The organism is Peribacillus sp. TE19612 (genome assembly GCF_056279465.1).
In genome coordinates this window covers 354,454-375,733 of the sequence record NZ_JBWCCL010000001.1, presented here as the reverse complement: position 1 = coordinate 375,733, position 21,280 = coordinate 354,454, and the positions used below count along the sequence as shown (strand labels likewise).

Genomic DNA, 21,280 nt, shown 5'->3' with positions numbered 1-21,280 from the left:
TCATCCGCCTCCTACAAAATGTACAATCTCTACCTTGTCTCCATTTGACAAAAGTGTTTCACTTAGACTTTCTTTTGCTAATATTTCATCATTCAATTCAACGATCACTACTTTTTGATGTAGATTAAAGTGTTGTAAAAGCCCTGTAACTGTTGATTCTTCAGCAGGAATCCTTATTTTTTCCCCGTTAATAGTTAATTCCAATTCATCCACCTCCATCAAGTAAAAAGGGGCTGTATCGAACGGTCCAATCTAAAAGGGGACCATTCGGGATTTGCCTTCCTTTCCAAAATATCCGCTATTAGTACACCTGTAATTGGAGAAAGCAAGATGCCATTCCTATAGTGCCCCGTTGCAATGAAAAGTCCTTTGCATGCCGGATGTTCACCAAAGTACGGCAAGCCGTCCCCAGTTTGGGGGCGTATACCTGCCCATGTCTTTTCCAATTCGGTTCCTTTAATCGCCGGAAGCAATTGCGTTGCTCTTTCAATTAACGTAGAAATCCCCTCAAGACTTACCTTTTGATCGAAAGTGTTCGCTTTAACCGTTGCCCCGACAATGATTCTTCCGCCAACTTTGGGCACAAGATAGCAGCCATGTGTGAAGATTGTCTTTTCAAGCAATGGACGATCGGTCAGGACGGAAAAGCACTCTCCCTTTACTGGATAACTGTCGAGTCTGATCCCTGATTTTTCTAGAAGGAAAGCACTCCAAGCGCCACCTGCCACGATGACATTTTCACTTGAAAATCCACCTATGTCCGTGACGACTCCCGTTACACATCCGTTTTCCGTAACCAGATTGGAGACATGAACAAATTCCTTTATATCCACACCAAGTGCAGCTGCAGATTCAGTAAAAGCGAGCGACAGCCTCGTGGCTGAAACTTGTCCATCATTCGGAATGAACATGGCTCCTTTTATCTCATCCGATAAAAGCGGTTCCGTTTTCCTTATTTCGGCGGTCGATAGCCATTCAGCCTCAAGTCCCGCATCTTGCTGGACTCTGATCATGTTCTTCAACTCCGCTACTTGATCACTCGATAGCGCCACCTTAAACATGCCCTTGTTCACTAATTCGATGTCTATTCCACTTATGTCTTTTAATTCTTCCGCAAGTGCAGGAAACATCCCCCTGCTTCGGCTTGCCAATGTAAAAAGGGGATTATCAGCATCTAACTCAGCTTGTGCCCCTAACATCCCGGCTGCAGCACTGGATGCTTTACTGGCAAGTCTGTCTTTTTCCAATAAAAGGACCTTTTTACCTCGCTTGGCTAATTGAAATGCAATGGACCCACCTATTACTCCTCCCCCTACAATGATTGCATCATATATGGAATTCATCTTATGTCTCCTTTCCCAAAGACTTCGCATATTCTTTAACGGCTTCAATCGGATTTTCAGCTTCAAGCACACCTGACATGACGGCAATTCCACGTGCCCCCGCATCCAGCACGACTTGGCAATTGAAAGGTGTTATTCCTCCTATCGCAATTATCGGAAGATTGACATTTCTTGTGATTGCATGAAGCTCCTCAACTCCCTTGGGAGGAAGTCCCATTTTTGAAGCCGTTTCAAAAACATGTCCATAAATCGCGTAATCGGCCCCTTTGCTGAATGCAGCTTTCGCTTCATCCATGGAATGGATCGAACAGCCAACATTCATCCCTGGAAAAGCTCCTTTTACGACTTCTGCATCTAAACTATGAAAAGCCAATTGCACACCAAATACTTTGTGTACCCAGGCTACATCCACCCGGTCATTAATGATGATCTTAGAAAGCGGAATCTTATTATCATGTAATAGCCTCACTGCTTGATAGAGTTCCGATGCACTCCTATGCTTTTCCCTTAGATAAAAGAAATCGACATGTTCCTGAATGTTTGAAGCGATTTCCACAAACTTTTCAATTGGCTGTTTCCCAGTGGAAATAATATGCAATTCATGTGCATTCATACTAGAACCCCCAACTAGTAAAGTTACAATCTCATAAAATCAAATGGATACTAACGGGAATTGAATCGATAGATAAAAGCCGGCCAACAGCAGGATGATAAAATACAGAATGAAACCATGGTCCTTTTTTGAAAACCCGAATTCATAATAGTATGTTCGATCCCTACTGTCTGTAAATCGCTTTGCCTCCATCGCAACCGCGATTCGGTGTGCACGTCTGATGCTTCCGGATAACAACGGGATGGAGTAGGCTTTCATTTTAAAATATACCGATTTTATTCCTTTTCCCCTTTCGAAACCGCGTACCTTCATCGCGTTCCGTATCGTTTGGAACTCCTCCATCATGATGGGAATCAGCCTTAATGCCGCCATGAAACTATAGGCATATTTCGGTTTAAGCCTAACTTGCTGCATTAACGAATAAAACAAGTTCACTGGTCTCGTCGTTAAGGAAAAAGTTAAACCAAGGACCGCAAAGAACAAAGCTCGAAAGCCTACCAGTAATCCCCTCATGAAACTTTCTTCCGTAATCGATATGAGGCCCCACTCAAACCAAAGCTTTTCACCTTGCCCGAATAATATCATGGCAGAAGAGGTGGATATAAAAATGAAACAAAAGGGAATCGACAAAAGCAGGATGCGTTTTATCGAATGCCCGGAAAAAAACAAAAATAAAAGTAATACGCCAATGGTGATATTCATCATATAATTCAGGTCGTGAATGAATAACGCCACGATGCATAACACAATCAGCACACCAAGTTTAAGGCTTGGATTAATTCCATGGAGCCATGTTTCTGCGTGTGAAACATTCATCTACATGACACTCCTTTTAACTTTGGTCTCAACAAATCCGGCTTGCGCGATGTTTTCATCACTTATTACGTTTCCGTCCTTAACCGTCCAGATCCTGGATGCAAAGTTTTTTGAAATATGATCGTCATGAGTTACCATGATCACTGTTATTCCACGTCTTCGATATTCCTCAAACCATTCCAGTAATGCAAAGGTATTTTTCGAATCTTGACCAAAGGTCGGCTCATCCAGGAGAATGATTTTTTTGTCTATTACGATTGAGGCTGCTACGCTTAAGCGACGCTTTTGCCCCATTGATAATTGAAATGGATGTTTATCCCGATGTGCCTCAAGACGGAAAACTTTAAGCAATGAGCGGACTCTCTCATCTATTTCTTGTTGCGGCCTTTTATCAATACGCAATGAATAAGCAATCTCTTCATATACAGTATTTGCAACGAACTGAAACTCAGGATTTTGAAAGACAAACGTCATATGATCCGTTGGATTTTTCACCATTTTAATGGGGTTCCCCACTAATTCATACGTACCTTTCGTTTTTATGAATTGCATCAATGCATGCAAAAGTGTACTCTTGCCCGCGCCATTTTCTCCCCTGATCACAATCCATTCTCCTGAATGGACCTTCAGCTCTTCAACGTGTATTTTTTCCTCTTTATTCCGAAAACCGCTAAATCCTTGCACATCCAGAAGGGGTAAACCATCTGTAAAATGGTATTCCCTAGTGGGTGCATTACTCTGTATATATTCATCCCAAACACCAGGGAACCAAATTCCATGTTCTCTCATTTCATTTTTATATAGGGAAAGAATGGTGTCTCTTGGACCATCAGCTATGATTTGACCGTCATCGTTTAAAAGCACGATTCGTTCGATGAATTCTAAAACATGGTCAATTTTATGTTCGACGATAATAACCGTTTTGTCTTTTCCGACTTCCTTCAACAAGTCCCAGATTTCTTTCGTTCCTTCTGGATCAAGCATGGCGGTCGGTTCATCTAAAAATATCACTTCTGGTTCAAGGGCCAATACTGAAGCAATTGCCAGACGCTGTTTCATCCCGCCTGATAATGTGTCAATACTTGTATGGTCTAGGTTCAATCCTACTTTACGGAAATGATTTTGAATCTTCTCTTTCATCTCTTCTTTAGGGACGGAAAGATTCTCTAGGACAAAGGCAATTTCCTCATCGGCAAATGGCATGCAAAACTGGCTATCAGGGTCTTGAAAAACATACCCCCATGAAGAAGGGCATTTCAATTTCTCCGCTTTCATCGGGACTTCGATGGAATTCGGAATCAATCCGCTTAACACTTGCAACAGAGTGGACTTACCACATCCAGATGGTCCCAACAATAACACTTTTTCTCCCTGATCAAATGATAGTGATAGGTCCTTGAATATCAAAGATTCATCACCGGGAAATTTCATTCTTAACTTTTCAACAGAAACGATTGGTTCCATGGCCCTCAACCTCTTCTTTTAATCAAGTTCTGCATAATCTTTATTGGAAACCGGACGCACAAGATTAGTTACCCCTGTTGCTTCCAGGACTTTAACTAGATAATAAGCGGTCACACCTGCAAAGAATATGGAACCCACAAACCTCGCTATCATGAATAACGATAGATTCCAAGTAGAAAGCGCACCTATTTCCCCGTATGCAAAATCCATGATAACTGATGCCAGGCAGGAAGCCATCGCAGCTAAAACGGCCACCGGCATATTGAATTTTTTATATTTGAACCCCATGAACACCAGTTCCGCGAACAAACCTTGGACCACCCCATATAACAGTACAGTCAGCCCCCATGGGGAGCCTAGAAAGAATTCCCCGGAAGCTGCAGCTATCTCCGCCAAAAGTGCCACACCCGGTTTCCGTAAAATGAAAAAGGCGACAGGGCCAGCTATAAACCACATTCCATAAATAAGTTGATCCAGATGTAATCCTAAAGGTTTAACGGAATAATAAATCGAACCCCAAAGGATATAAACGATTCCAAATGCTACCGCAATCACGATCGTGACTAATATATCCGTTAATTTCAATCCTTTTTTCATTGTTTCATTCTCCTTTTATACTTCTAATGTTCCCTTATGAACGGGCCATGTCTCTAAACGATAAGCCATTTCCCAAAATGAGTATTCATATTGGCTGCTGAGAATAAAATGCTCTTTCATTCTCGCCTTATCTTCTTCAGTTACTTTTTCAGCAATCTCATCCAGCCTCGCAATTTGTTCTTCCACCAAAGTGCGGAACCACTCTCCTCCGTAAGCCGCTATCCATTCTTGATAAATTGGCTCTTCGGGCATGCACCCTTGCAGCTTTTCACCTATCTCATAATACAGCCAGTAACACGGCAAGATAGCTGCAATAACATCTCCTAAATGTCCCGAATAAGCCGCACGATACATATGGGAAGTATAAGCATAGGCAGTCGGGGCAGGCTTGAAATCTTCCCGTTCTTCTTTTGTGATGCCTAATCTCTCGGAAAAATTCTCATGAAGCTTCAACTCCGCTTCATATGTTCCTTGTGCATGGCCGGCAAGCCTGCTTGTTGTATGTAAATCTGTAGCTTTGACTGCCCCTAAGGCTTGAACTCTAGCAAAATGAGATAAATAATAGGCATCTTGCATGACATAAAAACGGAAACACTCCAATGGCAATGTGCCATCTCCTATTCCTGCTACAAACGGATGATTAAAACTAGCTTCCCAAATGTGATCAACTTCCTTACGGATTTCCTCTGAAAACTTCATGTCCATTACCTCCAAATTGTATTTTTTCATTGAACGTTACAGAAAAAAACACTTATCACCCCTTTTTTTGCAAACAAAAAACCACTTTCTTAAACGTAAAGAAAGTGGTTGTACAAGAAATAATACAGAAATGTATAGTTCCAGACCCCACTTCCCTACGCTGGTATAAACCAGATCAGGTTCTAAGGGTCTTAAAGTCATACTTCAATCTCAGCTTTTGTCGGTAAAAAATCAACTTTTACCTATAAAGCACCCCTAGTGGTACAAATTGTATATTAAATTCATTTGCCTTTATATTAACACGATAAATCCAATTGTCAAACGTATTAGAAAAGTTTTCTTGATTTAGGGTTACTAAACTTTCAATCTTGCATAACCCCCATTTACCCGGCGTTTAACGGCACTTTAATCCATGGGTTTCATTACAGAATTCACTCGTGAATTCTACTTGTTTACTCGTGAATTTAACTGTTTTACTCGTGAGTTTGGCCGGTTTACTCGTGAATTTAGCCATTTTACTCGTGAATTCTTTTATTCTCTAAAAAATGGCCTATATGTCAGAGAACAGTTGCATGACTGTCCGCTGACATATAGGCCATCTACTAAAAAACAATATTATATATTCGACGTTGCTTTTAGTTTTATATTTCCCTCAAGCTGTAGTTTATCATAGCTGCCATACCTCTCTTTCACAACGAGTAACGCCAAGGCAGCCATTATGCTCGGAACGGTGAAGGCCATGAATGCATTTTGCGGCGAATAGTTTGCAGCCAGCAGCAATCCTATTAATGTTGGGGCAACAATGGCTCCAATTCTACCAAAAGCCAAGGCCCAGCCTATCCCGGTAGTCCTTATCTCCCGCGGATAATATTCGGATATATACGTATTGGCTAAATTCATCGTGCCGACTGTACAGGCTCCTCCAAAAGCGATCAGAATATATAATGCTATTGGATTAGAGGTCAATCCTAATATGACAAAACAGACCGTACCTATGGCACAGAGGGATACAAGTACTCTTCTATGGCCTATTTTCCCAACTAAGTACCCGCCAATTATCGATCCGCCAATTTGTCCTATTCCTGATATAAGATTGAAAGATAAACTGGATGTAAGGCCGTATCCCGACTGCTGCATGATTTTGGGTAACCATGTATTGAGTCCGTATACCATTAGTAAACAATTAAAGGCGGCTACCCAAAACGCAAATGTGCTAAGCGTACGCTTATTTTCAAAGAGTTTCTTGACTGGAAAGCCCTTTGCCCTTTCTTGGACTTTGGCAAACTCATAATCGTCCGACTCTTTATAGTCGCCGTCTGGATCAATGCGATTCAGGATTCCAGCAATCTTTGCTCCTTGTTTTCGAATAACATAATACGAAAGCGATTCAGGAAATTGCTTCATGAAGAATGGCAGTGCCAGTAAGGGAAGCGCCCCTATCCAATACAAAACCCTCCAACTCAGTTGTTCCATTACATACATTCCAATTAAAGAAGCAAGTATGCTTCCGATGGAATAACCGCAGTACATAGCGGTTACAATGAGCACCTTATTCTTTTTGGGTGAGTATTCCGCCATTAAGGAGATGACATTTGGCATTAATCCTCCCATTCCCAAGGCTGCTATAAATCGCATAACCGAGAAAAAGGCAGGATTCGGGGCAAAACTTGAAAGCAATGTAAAAACGCTGAATATACCTATACAAATGGCCAGCACTTTTTTTCTCCCTATTTTATCCGCCAAAGGTGCAAAAATGAGTGCTCCTACCATCATTCCGAACAATGAATAACTTGCTATTCCGCCAGCTTCGACTGGCGTCAAGTTCCATTCCTCCATCATCAATGGCAAACCTACTCCGTACATGGCTATATCAAATCCATCGAAGGTAATGGCGAACAAACACCACAAGAAGACCATTAAATGAAAACGGCCAAATTTACTATTACCTACCACTTCCGAAGCATTGACCTCACGCAATATATTACCTCCTTTTTGCCATATTTCATGCTATAACATGTAATGTCAGTTTCCCCAGTTCACCGTAATCTGCCATTATTTCATCGTTTGCCTGTATGGAAACGGCATCTGTTATTCCGCCTACCAAAACAATCATTCCAGCCTGAATGGAAAGTCCTTCACGGCTAATCATTTTTACCAGTTCCACAATCGAATGAATCGGGTGATCGAGTACAGCCTCTCCAAGTCCCCTCTTTTGTATTTCACCATTTTGATATAGCGTAACTTCTACTTGGGACCAGTCCGTGTGATACGGAGAATAAGCTTGATTGCTTAGCAGGAGTTTGGCGGAGGATGCGTTATCCGCCACTACATCGGTAAGTGTAAAAGAAAAATTTTTATAGCGACTGTCAATAACTTCAAGAGCGAGAAATACACATTCCACAGCCGGCCAGACATCTTTCTCGGTTATATTTGCACCTTTCAGTTCGTCCTTGAATAAAAAAGCAAATTCAGGTTCCACTCGCGGATGGATGAGTTCCCCAACTTTTAATACTGGTTTAGTTAGTTCCATGGCAGATGTCAACCTGCCATATATCGCTTCCTCCACCCCAACTTGCTGTTGTTTGGCTTTGCTCGTCAAGCCCATCTTCCACCCGATGAATCTGTTATCATCAGTGAGCGTCTCATTTATGCTCAACTTCTGAATTTCATATGCTTGATTTACAGTAAGATCAGGATTGGATAATGTAAGCTTATCCATCTCACGACCGTTTTTCTGAGATTCGACTACCCGTTTTGCCAGTTGATCTAGTTTCATCTTAAAGTCCCTTCTTTCTGAAACGCCATTTGCTCAGCTACTTCAATTATGGTATCTTCCTGACCACCAACCACTTTTTGTCGACCAAGCTCCATCAAAATATCCCGGGCGTCAACTCCATACTTTTTCGCCGCTTTATTTGCATGCAATAAAAAGCTGGAGTACACGCCACTATAACCCATGATTAAACTCGAGTCTGTTATTTCCTGTGGATTGAGCATGATTGCATTTCCAACTTCCTCAGAAAGATCAAGCATTTTATATAAGTTAATTCCGGTACGGATACCCATCCTATCCAGAACGGCAACAAGCACTTCCGTCTGGGTATTACCAGCACCTGCACCGAGACAACGGATGCTGCCATCGATTCTATTCGCCCCTTCTTCAATTGCAACAAGTGAATTTGCCACAGCGAGTGATAAGTTATTGTGAGCATGAAAACCAATATCGATATTCAGCTTTGATCTTAATAACCGGACCCGCGTCCTCACGTCTTTGGGCAAAAAAGAACCTGCGGAATCAACAACATACACAGCATCCGCTCCATAGGATTCCATTAAAGTGGCTTGCTCAAGTAGTTTTTCCGGTGATGCCATGTGAGACATCATTAAAAACCCAATTGCTTCCATACCGAGATGTTTTGCAGCTTCCAGATGTTGCTTTGAGACGTCCGCTTCCGTTACGTGGGTTGCAATCCGCGCCATTTTCGCCCCCACTTGAGCGGCTTCTCTTAATTGGTCGATCGTCCCTATACCAGGGATTAAAAGTACTGAAATAACGGATTCGCCTGCAGCTTCAACAGCGGCTTCCACCAATTCAATATCATTCACTTTTGAAAAACCATATTGTAGCGATGATCCGCCCAAGCCATCTCCGTGCGACACTTCAATATAAGGGACACCTGCAGCACTAAGTTTCCCAGTCATGTTCTTTACTTGATCAATGGTGAATTGATGTGCCACTACATGGCTGCCATCCCGCAATGCAACTTCAGTAACCAATATATCTTTATGCAATTCAACCCCACCTTTACAGTTCCGATTATCTTTTTCAAACATATTGTTTGAATTGGCTTTTAACGATTTCTTCCCCAACTTTTACAGCTGAAGCGGTCATTATATCCAAATTACCAGCATATACGGGAAGAAAATCCCCTAACCCTTCCACTTCCAGAAGGACTGTTATTTGTTTCCCATCAAATATCGGCTCTGTCTTCAGGCGGTATCCTGGAACATATTCAGAAACCTTTTTCGCCATCTTTTTTATGGACGTTGTTATCGCTTTCACATCAAAGGAATCTGATTGAAGCAGACAATGTATGGTATCCCTCATGATGAGTGGCGGTTCGGCCGGATTCAGCAGAATAATGGCCTTTCCCTTTGCCGCTCCCCCCACCTTTTCCAGGGCCCTTGCCGTCGTTTGGGTGAACTCATCAATATTAGCCCGAGTTCCAGGACCGGCACTTCTGCTGGAAATTGTCGCTATGATTTCGGCATATTCGACCTGTGCCACTTGACTGATCGCATGAACGATGGGGATTGTCGCCTGACCGCCGCATGTAATCATGTTAACAACCGCCTCATTCAAATTTTCTGTTAAATTCACGGAAGGAACGACAAACGGTCCGATTGCGGCCGGAGTCAAGTCTATCAACTTCTTGTTCATCTTTTCCAAGGCTTTGCAGTGAAAAACATGCGCCTTCGCAGATGTGGCATCGAATAAAATGTCTGCAAGCTCCGGCCTTTCCAAAAAACCATCCATGCCATTGTCAATGACATGATGTCCATGCATCCTAGCCATCTCCAAACCCTCTGATTCCTTGTCGATACCAATCATTACCGACATTTCCAGAACATCCGACCGATGAATCTTCATCATTAAGTCCGTTCCGATATTACCTGATCCAATAATGCCTACTTTTAGTTTTTTCAAGGCCGCTGGCTCCTTTCACTCAAAATTAACCGATACCCTACCAAGTTTTTCTCCAAAGTCAGCAGTAAACCGGTCACCCGGTTTCGCTTCGATCGCTGCTGATAATGCACCTGATAAAATGACTTCTCCTGCATTCAAAGAACCTTTAAACCGATGCAGTTTGTTTGCTAGCCATGCTACGCACGTTGCTGGATTTCCAAGTACCGCTTCACCTGTTCCTTGGTTAATGAATTCGCCATTTTTATATAGACTCATTTGAATGGAAGGGAGGTCGATTTCACTTAAGTGAATTTTGTTATCTCCCAGAATATATAAGCCGGATGATGCATTATCCGCCACAGTGTCCGAAAGTTTAATCTCCCAGTCCTTCACCCGGCTATCAACCACTTCGATCGAAGCAACCACATAATCAGTGGCCTCGATTACATCATCAACCGTAATATTGGGGCCATGTAAATCTTTCCTTAATATGAAAGCTACTTCTGCCTCCACTTTTGGCTGGATTAACCGCAAACTCGAAATACATCCATCATTTTCCATTTTCATCGCATCAAGTAAATGTCCATAATCCGGTTCATCCACTCCCAGAACCTCCTGCATAGCCTTTGAAGTCAAGCCTATCTTCTTACCTGATACTAACAGACCGGCCTGGGTTTTCCTTCGAATAGTTTCAAGCTGAATTTGGTAAGCATCCTCCACATCCAAATCCGGAATTTCACTTGTAGGGGCTGAAATTCCCATTCCTGTTTTTTCCGCTTTTAAAAACCTGGCAGACCAATCTGTAATACTAACGTTCATGTTGCTTTCCTCCTTTTTTATAGTTTAATCGTGACGTTTGACAATTCACTGTAAAATTCGAAACTATGCGATCCGCCTTCGCGGCCGATGCCGCTGTGCTTCATGCCGCCAAAAGGTGTGCGCAAATCACGCAAATACCAGGTATTCACCCAGATAATGCCTGCTTCTATTTTAGAAGCGACTCGATGAGCTCTCCTTAAATCATTGGTCCAGATCGTTGCCCCCAGTCCGTAATGAGTGTCATTAGCATGCTCCAATACTTCTTCTTCCGTTTCGAAAGGCATGACCGTTACCACAGGACCAAAAATTTCTTCCCGTACACAACGGGATTCACGCGTAACTCCGGCAATGATCGTCGGTTCAATGAAAAATCCTTTTTCAAACTGTCCTGCCCTTCTTCCTCCAGTTAATATTCTCGCTCCTTCTTCTTTCGCCAGATCAATGTATGTCATCACTTTTTTAAAATGTTCTTTTCCTATTACAGCCCCTACTTCCGTTTCGGAATCAAACGGGTCCCCGACTTTTAATTTTTTTGTTCGGGCAACCATCTTTTCAAGGAATTCGTCATACAATCCTTGCTGAACATAGATTCGTGATCCACATAAACAAACTTCACCTTGGTTCATGAAGCTTGATTTCAATGTCGTTTCGATTACTTCATCAAGATTCGAGTCTGCAAACACGATGTTCGGATTTTTCCCACCCAATTCAAAAGAGATTTTTTTCAACGTGGGCGCGGCAGCCTTCATGATCGCCGTTCCCGTTTTTGTTTCCCCAGTGAATGTTATCGCATCGACATCCGGATGTTCACTTAGAGCAGCTCCTGCTGAATTTACACCATATCCATGCACAAGATTGACAACGCCATCGGGAACTCCCGCTCCCTTACAAATCTCCATTAACTTCGTCGCTGTCATCGGAGTGAGTTCAGCTGGTTTCATAACCGCTGTATTGCCGGCTGCCAGGCATGGTGCCAATTTCCAAGTCAATAATAACAATGGTAAATTCCAAGGATTAATCATCCCTACCACTCCTACCGGCCGCCTAATAGAATAATGAAGTGCAATGTTGTTCTGGTTGAAGGATTCATTACCAAGTGTAGTGATATAGTCTGCAAAAAAGTGGAAATTGTGAGCTGAACGCTTGATGTCCATTTCCAGTGCTAGGCTATATGGTTTCCCTGTATCAAGGGTCTCCAACATTGTCAGTTCTTCTTTCTTTTCCAAAATGAGATCGCCGATTCGCCTTAGAACCGCCGAGCGTTCATTATCGGTAAAAGATTTCCAAGGACCTTTAAGCGCATTTCTTGCTGCAGAAACAGCCTGATTCACCTCCTCTTTCCCTCCTTCTGCAACCCATCCAAGTATTTCTTCCGTTGCGGGATTGATATTGTCAAAAGTCTTGGATTGATTTGGGTTCAGGAATTCCCCGTTAATGAAGTGCCGGCAATCTATTGATTTAACTGTATTCATACTATTTTTTGCTGCTTGCATGAACATCCCTCTCCCTTCATTGAGACACTGGCTTAGTCATGTGCCTCAATCTTGTATTTCCACAATCATTTCAATTTCAATTGCAGTGTTATTTGGAAGCTGGGCCATTCCCACTGCTGACCGAGCATGTCTGCCCCTCTCTCCAAATACGGCCACCAGCAGGTCAGATGCGCCATTCAATACTTTGGGCTGTCCTGTGAAATTTTCGGCTGAATTAACCATTCCGAGAATTTTGATGACCTTCTTCACTCTGGATAGTTCTCCAAGCTCATCCTTCAGCACTCGCAGAAGGTTAATCATTGACTGTCTCGCTGCCTGATACCCTTCCTCTTCCGTAAGCTCTTTGCCAACCTTTCCGTGAAAATCATCTACACCTTGTCCGGATGTGAAAATCAGATTTCCCACCCGGACGTGGCTGACATAGTTGCCGACCGCTTCCCTTGGAGGCTCAAGCATGATACCAAGTTCCTCAAGTACTTGTTCTGGCGCTTTGATCTGTTTTTCCATGCTTCTCCCCTCGCGAGTCCAAATTTAAAAACCTCAATGCATTTCCTCCAAGTAGATTCGCTTTCACTTCATCTGAGAGATTTAGCGTGTCATCAATAACTTGACCAGGAGGCTTTTCTCTCAATAAAAATGGATAGTCGGAACCCATCAGCACTTTCTTATATCCAAAACGGGCAATCAAATACTGAATATTCCGGGTATCATAGTTCAGGGAATCGAAATAAAACTTTTGTGCATAATGGCTTGGTGGCATTGATGTTTTTCTTAATTCCGGCCATACTTCCCACCCTTGATCGATTCGCGGTAAAATATATGGAAATGAGCCCCCTCCATGTGCAAAACAGATTTTCAGATCTGGGAACTTTTCCATGACGCCACTCCATGCAATGCTTGCTGCCGCCAATGCCGTTTCACTCGGCATCGCCACTGTATACATGAGGTTATGCCGTTCCGTTCGGTCTTTTGCCATTGTCTCCCATGGATGTATAAACAGCGGGACATTCCATTTTTCAGCCATTTGGAAGAATTCCAATAAAACAGGTGAATCCAGATTCTCTCCGTTTACGTTAGTACCGATTTCGATTCCCGCCAGGCCAAGCTCAAATTTACAGCGTTCCATTTCACCAATTGCCACTTTCAAATCCTGAAGCGGTACGGTACCGAGACCGATGAACCTGTCAGGATGCCTGTTCACAGTCTCAGCAATGAAATCATTCTGGAACTGGGACATGTATAGCGCCTGGTCAATTGGCGCCCAGTATGAAAATGTCACTGGCACCGGTGAGAGAACCTGCATATCGACTCCTTCCGCATCCATATCCTGAATGCGTTTTTCCGGGTCCCATACCTGGTCAGTCACTTTCCTGAACAGTTTTCCACTTACCATGATATCCGCCCCGCAAGAACATTTCTGCTCTAGCACCGGCCAGCGTCCCTGACCAAATTGACCGGTTAAGTCGGGCAGGTCCAACGGAAGAATATGTGTATGAAAATCTATTCGCATTTCCAAGCCTCAACGTTTTCTGACATAACATGACCGCATTCACTACAGGTGCGAAGTTCTTTACTTCCGTTGAAAGCCTCGATCGCCTCTTTCACCTGGACCTCAATATTGGTCAATTGGATCGTAACTTTATGCATCTTATGGTTACAATTCCCGCAGAACCAAACAAAATCTTCAAGCTCTTCTTTTGCACGCTTGCGCTCTATGACAATGCCGTAAGTATCAGATACACGATGAGGAGAATGAGGCACATCAGCTGGCAGCATAAACATTTCCCCCTCTTTCACCTCCACTACTTCACGCTCCCCGCTTTGGTTGATGCATTCTACATAGCAGGAGCCTTTTATCTGATAAAACAACTCGTCAGAAGGGTCTACATGAAAATCACGGCGATAATTCGGACCACCAAGAAGCATGACAATGAATTCGGAATCTTCCCAAAGCACTTTGTTATTAACCGGCGGTTTCAATAAATTTTTATTGTCTTCAATAACCTTCATTAGATTTAATGACCTAGCCTGTAATTTTGAAGATTGAGCATATCCTTTCATAAATAAACTACCTCCAATGTTCTTAATAGTCTGAAAATTTACATTAACGACATATAACCTACTTGTTTTGAAATCATTTGTGCAGATCGTATCACAGACTGAATAATTCTCGTTTTTTCTTTCCCAATCATATAATTTCGCTCACCAACAAGGTTAAGGGCAGCTATAACTTGGCCATTGTAGGATTTAATGGGGGCAGCAACACCATATAACCCAAAATCATTTTCATCATCACTAATCGCATATCCTTGTTTGCGGACGGCCATTAATTCTTCATTCAATTTGTTAATGCACGTTATCGTATTTGTTGAGTGCTTCAATAGCCCTTTTGCAAGCGTAGGCTGAATAAAGGATGGATTAAAGGCAAGTAATACTTTTCCGGTGCTCGTACAATGAGCTGGTTTTCTTGCTCCTATATATGTGGTTATATGCTCAGCATGAGGGGACGACATTTTCATCACAAACCTGACTTCTCCTTCGTGAAACATACCAATGTGAGAATTCCCTCTAAATTGCAGGACAAGATTACTTATGATCGGACCTGCCTCATAATGAATATCCTGCTGATACATGACTTTACTGCTCCACTCAAGTAACTTCCATCCAAGCCGGTATTTTCGATCTTTGACTTGAATCAGCATCCCTTCCTTACACATCGTTTTCACTAAATGATGAGCTGAGCTTGGACTCATATTCAATTTTTCAGCGATTTCCTTATTTCCAAGTGAGGGTTCTTCATTAGTGAATAAATCAAGTATCTTTATTACCTTCTCAACGGACGAAATCATGTCGCCCCCCCTCCCTATTCAACTATTAAAATTACTGTTTAACCGCATTGATGGCTACTTGCTTCGGTTTGTTAAGCACCTCATCCACCATGGTAAAGTTCTTGTTTTTCTTATATTTATTATAAAAAATCGCTCTTTTCCGAACTGGATCACCCGTGTAATAGCGTTCGTATTGAAGGAGGCGCTGCCCAAATGCTTCCCCGCATAAATCCCAAGCCAGTTTAAACACCCGAACGCGCTCTTCCGCTGAAACCCCGCTTCGTCCTCCATAATATTTATCGATATCACTGCGCAATTCGGGATTATCAAAGTCGGCCCCTGTCGGAGACATCAAAAGCCCTCCAGCTCCTATGGTCTGTATCACCTCTATGGCACGGGGATACATCTCCGGTAGGAAGCCACGAATCGTTTCCAATGCATCCGGATTTGGCCGGGCCTCACCGTAGTCATTGATCGTGTACTCATATTCCGCTACCCGAAGCAGTGAACGGATGACTTCGACGGATTGAACAAGTTCACCCAAATCACGCTGTACATGCAGGAATCCATCAACCCCGATAGAGTCTGCCACTTTACAAGCAACCTCAACAGCAAATGCCAGTTTAATATATCCACGCACGCCCGATTGGTGAGCAGGCTGTTCAGCGATCCCCGTCATTGGATACAAGCGGTTTGCCGCCTCCACATTGTTGTATAAGAAGACACGATCCCAGGGAACCAGGACATCATTAAATACAAGCAGGGCATCCATTTCCTCATAGCGGGAGGCTAGTGGATGATCGAACATCGAGCGTGTTCCGTCCTGCATTGGTTCCCGGCAGATTATGCGCAGTCCAGGCGTATCGATCGGCAGGGCAAATGCTACCGCATGACGTTCATCTCCTGGTGTGAATCCAGGAAAAGAATAGATAATCACCTCATCAGTAATGGGCGCCAGGGTGGCTAACATCTTTGCACCTCGGACCAATATCCCTTCCTTTTTTTCCTCAACGGTCCCTAAATGGGTATATGTTTCTTTTTGTTCATGAGATTGCTTGCTTCGATCATTTTGAGGATTTATGATTGCGTGTGTTAAGAATAAATCATTGTCACGAATATAGGTATAATAATCCTTGATGTTCTTTGACCAGTCTTTGTTGTATTTATCAAGAAACCAGGAATTATGTGCCATGGAAGTGACCACGACATTTAAAAAATCAGGCGTTCTCCCCATAAGTCCATATGTCATCCTGGCATACACTTCAAATAGTTTACTTCTTTTTTGCAAATCCTCTGCTGTCTTCGGGAATAAGAAAGCATTGTTAACACGTTCTCCGGTTTCTTTACAAATGTGGGTGATTTCATCTTGATATTCCGGGTCATGTTGAATGTCATACAACTTCGCAATTTCTTGTATCGGCTGTTTAAAAATTGGCTCATTATAAATATCCTCAACCACTCTTCCGCCAAGCCAGACTTCCGGCTTCCTTGATTTAATCCTATTAATATATTCTTCGCCCGTTTTAATGCCCATATTGATCCCCCCATTTTCCCTCGATAAAAAGTAAGCGCTTCCAAATCTTCGCGATATAATTCCTGGACCTCATCGATGAACAATAAATGATCAACAGCATCATTCTCTTTCCATGGTTCGCATTCCATCCAAGTGTTCCTGTTTACTGCCCGCAAATTTTAATGGTAAAAGATTTATCTTTCATGCTATTTCAGGCTTTTGCTTCTTTATGAATTGACACTTAAGCAAGCGGGGCGATCCGAGGAAACCCCATCAAACCAACACACTATCGTAACTCCGGTTGGAAATTCACCAAAGTAATTTCTCAACTCGCGCCCATCCATCTTGTCACCTCCTACTCTTTTATTATGAATTCATTATAATAAACTTAATATTTTTAAAAACCATATAATTTCATAATGTGAAATTATAGGAAAAATTTATTTTTAATTGTGGACTTTCAAAAGAACTCCCCGAAGAAAAGACTTTCATTACCGCATTATCAAAAATCAGTGTTAAACTATCCATGTTCAGTTCATCAAAATGGTTATATGTGTGCTTGATTCAAATAAATGAAAGTGGTGAGGGAAGTTTCCATTTTGCGTACCTTTAGAAAGATCTATCAATTTTTTGTAGATATACCTTTAAAAAAAGGAGTGGTTTTACATAACCGCTACGAAATCACTACTGTAATTGGAACAGGAAGCTACGGGATTGTTTATCATTGCAATGATTTGAAAACGAATGAGAATAAAGTGATCAAACAACTTCGGAGAAGTAAACGCCGCAGCAAAAAAGAGCTGAAACAGTTTGAAAATGAAATTTCCATATTACGTATGTTAAATCACAAAAACATGCCCATATTTCACGAGAAATTTTCACATGACGGGAATGTTTATTTTGTGATGAATTTCATTGAAGGGGATAATTTAGAAGACCATATTTTCTTAAATCATATAACATTCAATGAGAAAGAGTCTCTATTTTTTCTTGAAGATCTGGTCGAATTAGTATCTTATCTACACAACCATGACATATACCATCAAGATTTGCGTATTCCAAATATTTTAATTAAAGGCCATGAGCCTATTTTGATAGACTTTGGTTTGTCTAAAATGAACGTTACGGCCGATTTTGCAAAGGAATCCATTTTGGAGCTGAAACGGCAGGATTTTTACGACTTGGGAGAGATACTCTTATATATACTTTATACGACGTACTCAGCCAAAAATAAAAAGGCTCTTCCTTGGACAGAAGAGCTTTCGTTAGAAAAAGAAACCGTGCATATCCTGAAAAGGTTATTAGACATCCAAGAACCTTATTCAGATATCAGTGAAATCTCATTGGATCTGCAAGCTGCATTAGAGAAATTGCATTAGCTGCTGCTGCCCCGCCCTTTTCTCTTGTAGCGGTCACTTCCACTCATGGGATACCTTTTGTAACCTCGGCTGCTGCTGCTGCCTCGGCGATAATGACCATGTCTTCGCTCACTGCTGCCTTGGGAAAGCTGTTTGATTTTTTTCATTATTTTCTTCAGCATATCTTTCACCTCTTTTATTTTGGTTTTAAAGCCTGTTATTCATTTAGCCTAACATAGTCACAGTATAAACCTTATTAATAAGTACTATAATTTTTTTTCATTTGTGTTACAGTCCATTACTGCTTCATGGAGTCGGCTTTTTTCATTGTTGGTCATGGGAACGCCCTAATCCCTTCAATTAATGAAACTCCAAATGGCTCTTACAACATACGAATAGATGACAAAGTCGATTTTTTATCTTTTCCATTTCTGAGTAACATTCGGTATATATTATCTGTTTCCGAATCAGTCAGTAAACAAAAAACCTGGCGCATATTTCATCGCCAGGTTTTTTTCTTCGTTCACCTTTTATTTTACAGCTTCTTTTAATTCCTTACCTGCTTTAAAAGCAGGTACTTTACTAGCTGCAATTTGTATTTCTTCGCCAGTTTGCGGGTTTCTTCCTGTACGGGCAGCACGGTCACGCACTTCAAATGTACCAAAACCAACTAATTGGATTTTTTCATCTTTAGCAAGTGTAGCCGTGATTGTTTCAAACAATGCATCCACTACTTTTTTTGCTTCGTCTTTTGTCAGTTCAGCTTGTGCTGCAACACTGCTCACTAATTCTGTTTTATTCATATGAACACCTCATCCTTTTATTTTGTATAAAATATGTAGAGAAGACAACATAACATATCTTGTATGCCTCTGTCACTTATTATGGCTAAATAAAAGGAATTGTAGCTCAAAATTGATCTTTCTTGCAGATAAAAGGGACTTGATCAACCTACTAAGCACCGTCTGACTCTTGTTCAACTTTCTGCAGTTTCGAGCTGCAGCCATTGATAGATGGTATCCATATCAATGTTTTCTTCCAGATGGGAAGCCAAGAGATTATACGCTTCCTCCCTGCGCTCCGAGTCGCTTTGAACGATTTCCTTCACTTCATCCAACCCCTTGTTCCGTCGAATTTGGTTAACCAGTAATCTAGTGAACAAGCGATTATGGAATATTCCATGGAGATATGTTCCCATAACTTGGTTGTCATTGGAAATGGCTCCATCCTCTCTTCCATCCTTCAATAATAGAAAGGGCCTTACTTGTGACTTCAATGTCGTTCTGCCTAAATGTATTTCGAAACCGTTAAGATTCATTTGACTTTCCATTATCCCAGCAGAAAGGACACCTTCCATTTGTACCGTCTTCTTTTCTGCTTGAAAGACGGTTTCCACCGGAAGTAGCGAAAGCCCTTCTGCGTTCTCACCGTCACCCTCGACCGCGTCGGGATCGAAAAGTTTAGTCCCTAGCATTTGAAAACCGCCGCATATGCCGAATATCATCGTTCCTTGTTTCCGCCGTTCATCGATGGCCCCGTCCAATCCCATACGTTTCAACCACTCTAAATCTTCCATCGTGTTTTTTGTACCCGGCAAAATTAGCAGATCGGGATTACCTAACTCATGGACACTGCTAACAAGTCGGACACCTACTCCGGGTTCATCGAAAAAAGGATCCACATCTGTAAAATTGGAGATCCGCGGAAATCTCAGGACGGCTACATCGATCGGAAACTCAGCCTTTTTAGGTTTTTTAAAACGTAAGGAAGAGAGGGCAAGTGAATCTTCCGCTTCAATATTCACGTCTAGATAGGGCAGCACCCCGAGGACCGGAATCCCGGTTTCCTTTTCCACCCATTCAATGCCATCGTCCAACAATTCACGCATGCCACGAAATTTATTGATGATGATCCCCTTTACACTATCTCGTTCTTCTTGATCCAATAAGGCAAGTGTCCCGATAATGGACGCAAATACTCCACCACGATCAATATCGGCCACTAAAATGACAGCCGCATCCGTGAGTTTAGCCATTCGCATATTTGCAATATCCCGGTCCTTAAGGTTAATTTCAGCAGGACTTCCTGCCCCTTCGAGTACTATGATGTCATATTCATCTTGTAGTTTTTCCACCGATTTACGGATGATGGGCATGGCTTCCTGGACAAATTGGGACCGATAGCTTTTTGCATTCATATCAAGAAAATGCTTTCCATGAACGATCACTTCCGAAACCATATCCTGCTTTGGTTTCAGTAATATCGGATTCATATCAGTCGTTGCCGTTATCCGTGCTGCTTCCGCCTGTACTCCCTGAGCCCGTCCGATTTCACCGCCATCCAAGGTTACATAAGAATTCAAAGCCATGTTTTGTGATTTGAAAGGGACCACACGTAATCCTTTATTGGAAAATACCCGGCAAAACGCCGTACAAATCAAACTTTTCCCTACATCGGATGACGTCCCTTGTATCATGATGGATCGTGCCTTCATTACGCTCACCCCCTAAAACTCTAATCCTTTGACTGCACCGATACCCTCGTCATAATAATGCTTGGTCGCCTCAATCGATGAAACCAAATCCGCCATTTCCATAAGCTCTGGCTTGGCGTCCCTACCGGTAATGACTATATGCATATGAGCGGGACGATTTCGAATTGCATCGATGACTTCAGCCAATGGCAAGACATCATCAATCGGGAATTTGGAAATGGCTAAAGCATTGTTCAGCTCATCCAAAACAAGTAAATCAATGCCCGGATCAGCAAGGGCCAGCTTCACCTTTTCCCAAGCTAACGCCAATGCATTGCGATGCTCTTCCGGGGTTTTGGTCCATGTGAAACCAATACCTAGCTGTTCCATTTTAACTCCTAATTTTCCCAATGCCAATGCTTCCCCATATGTACGCTCTGGAGATTTTATGAACTGAAGGTATTTGACATTCATTCCTCTGCCGATTGCCCTTAAAGTCACCCCTAATGAGGCAGTCGTCTTCCCTTTCCCGTTTCCCGTATAAATAAGCATTAATCCTCTGCGTGCCACTCACTCA

23 protein-coding genes and 1 riboswitch are annotated in these 21,280 nt (G+C 42.3%); of the genes, 1 reads left to right on the top strand and 22 read right to left on the bottom strand.

Annotation, left to right across the window (positions count from 1 at the left end; genetic code table 11):
- The 18 genes from thiS to ACZ9AO_RS01700 form a co-directional block, all read right to left on the bottom strand.
- The gene (gene thiS / locus ACZ9AO_RS01785; protein WP_063593343.1) at window positions 1–204 is read right to left on the bottom strand and encodes a sulfur carrier protein ThiS; all 204 of its coding nucleotides are present in this window, start codon (window positions 202–204) and stop codon (window positions 1–3) included.
- A gap of 14 nt (window positions 205–218) precedes the next feature.
- A complete protein-coding gene (gene thiO / locus ACZ9AO_RS01780) occupies window positions 219–1,343 on the bottom strand; it encodes a glycine oxidase ThiO (protein WP_476108317.1) in 1,125 nt (374 codons plus the stop codon).
- A gap of 1 nt (window position 1,344) precedes the next feature.
- Window positions 1,345–1,956, bottom strand: a complete 612-nt coding sequence (gene tenI / locus ACZ9AO_RS01775; RefSeq protein ID WP_476108316.1) for a thiazole tautomerase TenI — start codon at window positions 1,954–1,956, stop codon at window positions 1,345–1,347.
- A gap of 39 nt (window positions 1,957–1,995) precedes the next feature.
- Window positions 1,996–2,772 carry an energy-coupling factor transporter transmembrane component T family protein gene (locus ACZ9AO_RS01770; protein WP_476108315.1) on the bottom strand — a complete coding sequence of 259 codons (777 nt, stop codon included), beginning with the start codon at window positions 2,770–2,772 and terminating at the stop codon, window positions 1,996–1,998.
- Window positions 2,773–4,236 (bottom strand): ABC transporter ATP-binding protein, encoded by a 1,464-nt coding sequence (locus ACZ9AO_RS01765; protein WP_476108314.1) that lies wholly within the window; start codon window positions 4,234–4,236, stop codon window positions 2,773–2,775.
- 18 nt (window positions 4,237–4,254) lie between these two features.
- Window positions 4,255–4,833, bottom strand: coding sequence for an ECF transporter S component (locus ACZ9AO_RS01760; RefSeq protein ID WP_034312445.1), 579 nt, complete (start codon window positions 4,831–4,833; stop codon window positions 4,255–4,257).
- 15 nt (window positions 4,834–4,848) lie between these two features.
- The gene (gene tenA / locus ACZ9AO_RS01755; RefSeq protein WP_476108313.1) at window positions 4,849–5,532 is read right to left on the bottom strand and encodes a thiaminase II; all 684 of its coding nucleotides are present in this window, start codon (window positions 5,530–5,532) and stop codon (window positions 4,849–4,851) included.
- A 135-nt stretch (window positions 5,533–5,667) separates the two neighbouring features.
- Window positions 5,668–5,799, bottom strand: a riboswitch (TPP riboswitch).
- Window positions 5,800–6,147: 348 nt separating this feature from the next.
- A complete protein-coding gene (locus tag ACZ9AO_RS01750) occupies window positions 6,148–7,509 on the bottom strand; it encodes an MFS transporter (protein ID WP_476108312.1) in 1,362 nt (453 codons plus the stop codon).
- A gap of 25 nt (window positions 7,510–7,534) precedes the next feature.
- On the bottom strand, window positions 7,535–8,308 hold the full coding sequence (locus ACZ9AO_RS01745) for a 2-keto-4-pentenoate hydratase (protein ID WP_476108311.1): 774 nt from the start codon (window positions 8,306–8,308) through the stop codon (window positions 7,535–7,537).
- Entirely contained in the window at window positions 8,305–9,324 is a 1,020-nt protein-coding gene (gene dmpG, locus ACZ9AO_RS01740; protein WP_476108310.1) for a 4-hydroxy-2-oxovalerate aldolase, read from the bottom strand. Before dmpG ends, ACZ9AO_RS01745 begins: the two co-directional genes overlap by 4 nt.
- A 34-nt stretch (window positions 9,325–9,358) precedes the next feature.
- The gene (locus tag ACZ9AO_RS01735) at window positions 9,359–10,240 is read right to left on the bottom strand and encodes an acetaldehyde dehydrogenase (acetylating) (RefSeq protein ID WP_251539274.1); all 882 of its coding nucleotides are present in this window, start codon (window positions 10,238–10,240) and stop codon (window positions 9,359–9,361) included.
- Window positions 10,241–10,255: 15 nt separating this feature from the next.
- Window positions 10,256–11,038, bottom strand: a complete 783-nt coding sequence (locus ACZ9AO_RS01730; protein ID WP_476108309.1) for a 2-keto-4-pentenoate hydratase — start codon at window positions 11,036–11,038, stop codon at window positions 10,256–10,258.
- A 17-nt stretch (window positions 11,039–11,055) separates the two neighbouring features.
- Window positions 11,056–12,531: an aldehyde dehydrogenase gene (locus ACZ9AO_RS01725; RefSeq protein WP_476108308.1), complete on the bottom strand. Its 1,476-nt coding sequence runs from the start codon at window positions 12,529–12,531 to the stop codon at window positions 11,056–11,058.
- Window positions 12,532–12,576: 45 nt separating this feature from the next.
- Window positions 12,577–13,038 (bottom strand): RidA family protein, encoded by a 462-nt coding sequence (locus tag ACZ9AO_RS01720; protein ID WP_034312460.1) that lies wholly within the window; start codon window positions 13,036–13,038, stop codon window positions 12,577–12,579.
- Window positions 13,001–14,047, bottom strand: a complete 1,047-nt coding sequence (locus ACZ9AO_RS01715) for an amidohydrolase family protein (RefSeq protein WP_476108307.1) — start codon at window positions 14,045–14,047, stop codon at window positions 13,001–13,003. The genes ACZ9AO_RS01720 and ACZ9AO_RS01715 overlap by 38 nt, the downstream gene beginning before the upstream one ends.
- Window positions 14,032–14,592, bottom strand: a complete 561-nt coding sequence (locus ACZ9AO_RS01710) for a 3-hydroxyanthranilate 3,4-dioxygenase (RefSeq protein WP_476108306.1) — start codon at window positions 14,590–14,592, stop codon at window positions 14,032–14,034. The genes ACZ9AO_RS01715 and ACZ9AO_RS01710 overlap by 16 nt, the downstream gene beginning before the upstream one ends.
- A 38-nt stretch (window positions 14,593–14,630) precedes the next feature.
- The gene (locus ACZ9AO_RS01705) at window positions 14,631–15,380 is read right to left on the bottom strand and encodes an IclR family transcriptional regulator (protein ID WP_476108305.1); all 750 of its coding nucleotides are present in this window, start codon (window positions 15,378–15,380) and stop codon (window positions 14,631–14,633) included.
- 31 nt (window positions 15,381–15,411) lie between these two features.
- Entirely contained in the window at window positions 15,412–16,893 is a 1,482-nt protein-coding gene (locus ACZ9AO_RS01700; RefSeq protein WP_476108304.1) for a 4-hydroxyphenylacetate 3-hydroxylase family protein, read from the bottom strand.
- 578 nt (window positions 16,894–17,471) lie between these two features.
- On the opposite strand from ACZ9AO_RS01700, the gene ACZ9AO_RS01695 reads away from it, so the two are divergent.
- Complete coding sequence (locus ACZ9AO_RS01695; protein ID WP_476108303.1) at window positions 17,472–18,251, top strand: protein kinase domain-containing protein; 780 nt, start codon at window positions 17,472–17,474, stop codon at window positions 18,249–18,251.
- Here ACZ9AO_RS01695 and ACZ9AO_RS01690 read toward each other — a convergent pair.
- The 4 genes from ACZ9AO_RS01690 to ACZ9AO_RS01675 form a co-directional block, all read right to left on the bottom strand.
- Window positions 18,248–18,412 (bottom strand): hypothetical protein, encoded by a 165-nt coding sequence (locus tag ACZ9AO_RS01690; protein WP_170974019.1) that lies wholly within the window; start codon window positions 18,410–18,412, stop codon window positions 18,248–18,250. The two genes, ACZ9AO_RS01695 and ACZ9AO_RS01690, sit on opposite strands and share 4 nt — an antisense overlap.
- 348 nt (window positions 18,413–18,760) lie before the next feature.
- Entirely contained in the window at window positions 18,761–19,033 is a 273-nt protein-coding gene (locus ACZ9AO_RS01685; RefSeq protein ID WP_034312477.1) for an HU family DNA-binding protein, read from the bottom strand.
- 173 nt (window positions 19,034–19,206) lie between these two features.
- Complete coding sequence (locus ACZ9AO_RS01680; protein ID WP_476108302.1) at window positions 19,207–20,724, bottom strand: cobyric acid synthase; 1,518 nt, start codon at window positions 20,722–20,724, stop codon at window positions 19,207–19,209.
- Between the two features lie 12 nt (window positions 20,725–20,736).
- Window positions 20,737–21,273 (bottom strand): cob(I)yrinic acid a,c-diamide adenosyltransferase, encoded by a 537-nt coding sequence (locus tag ACZ9AO_RS01675; protein ID WP_048678477.1) that lies wholly within the window; start codon window positions 21,271–21,273, stop codon window positions 20,737–20,739.
- Between the last annotated feature and the right edge of the window lie 7 nt (window positions 21,274–21,280).